The organism is Streptomyces sp. NH27, from assembly GCF_056859195.1.
On record NZ_JACEGK010000919.1, the window covers coordinates 1 to 1,461 of the forward strand.

2 protein-coding genes are annotated in these 1,461 nt (G+C 73.2%); one reads left to right on the top strand and one right to left on the bottom strand.

What is annotated here, in order from left to right; all coding sequences use genetic code 11:
- Positions 1-67: 67 nt before the first annotated feature.
- Positions 68-478, bottom strand: a complete 411-nt coding sequence (locus AC13HU_RS37070) for a hypothetical protein (RefSeq protein ID WP_483046397.1) — start codon at positions 476-478, stop codon at positions 68-70.
- Between the two features lie 330 nt (positions 479-808).
- On the opposite strand from AC13HU_RS37070, the gene AC13HU_RS37075 reads away from it, so the two are divergent.
- Positions 809-1,461: multicopper oxidase domain-containing protein (locus AC13HU_RS37075; protein ID WP_483046398.1), on the top strand; the 653-nt coding region annotated here is incomplete at its 3' end.

The window sequence follows — 1,461 nt, forward strand, 5'->3', positions numbered from 1 at the left end:
GGCCACCGCCGTACCGCGGCGGTGGCCACTGCGGACCGGCCGAACGGCGGCCGGTCGGTGGGACGGGTCAGGCGAGGGCGCCGGCCCCTGCCGTACCGCGACGACGGCGCAGGACATAGGCGCCGGCACCCAGGCCGCCGAGCAGCAGCACCGAACCGGCCGCCAGGCTGCTGCCGCCGGCCAGCGACATGCCGCCGCCACCGGTGTGCATGCCGCCGTGCGGCTTGTGCCACTGGCCGCCGTCCGAGCCCTGGCCGTCCGAGCCCTGGCCGGTCCAGCCCTGCGAACTGTCGCTGTCGGACGAGTGCGAGTACTTACCGGAATCCGACGCGGAGGCGGACGAGGAGGACGACGCCGACGAGCCCTGGCCGCTCGGGTCGTAGATGTTGACGGCACCCGCGGCGTTGGCGGCCGGCGCGGCGATGGCGAGGCAGGCGGTGAGCGCGGCTCCGGCCACGAGGGTGCGGGCAATACGCATGGGGACGATTCCTTCCGCCGACGACCCGCGCCGGCTGACAACGTGTCAGCCCGACAAGCACAAGTGACGGCAAGCTCACCGTCGGCCAGCCCCGGCGGGACCGCCACCGGAGAGAGCCGCATGAGGGTGACCGCGTCCGCTCTTCGGGTGGCCGGCACCGCCACCTGCCTGGTTCGGTCACCCTCTCGGGCGGGGCACCAGCCCACCTCCACCGGCGCCCTTCACAGTGGAAACGCGGCGGCAACGCCCGCAGTCCGTGCCCGGCGGACCACCTGAGTGCCCTTCAGGGACGCCGGGCGCCCGACCAGCACCCCGAGCGAGAGGACGTCCATGTCACCGGAGCCGGTACGTGAACCGCGCCGAGACCGCGGCCGCCGGAACCTGCTGCGCGCGCTGACCGGCGGCGGTGCGGCCGCCGCGCTGGCGCTGTCCGGCGCACCCGCCGAGGCCGCCACCGGAAGCGGCACCGGCACCGGCACCGACCCCTTCGCCGCGGACGCCTTCCGGGCGACCGGCGGCGGGCGCGTCCGCGAGTACTGGATCCAGGCCGACTCCTTCGCGCACAACGCCGTGCCGAACGGGCGCGACGGCATGACCGGCATGACCTTCACCGCCGACCAGACGACGTATCAGGCGATCGGCTACCGCGCCTACACCCCGAACTGGGAGCAGCCGCTGCCGGCCGACCTCGGCCCGCACGGCATCGGCGCGAACAGCGGCATCCCCGGCCCCGTGCTGCGTGCCGAGGTCGGCGACGTCATCAAGGTGCACTTCCGCAACAACGACGCGCACTACAAGTGGCCGCACAGCATGCACCCGCACGGTGTGCGGTACACCCCGTCAAATGACGGTGCCTGGATGGCGGACATGCCCGACGCACCCGGAACAGCCGTTCCTTACCAGGGCACTTACACCTACACTTGGACCTGTGTGCCCAGTTCCGTGGGGAGTTGGCCCTACCACGACCACGCGGCGCCGCAGAT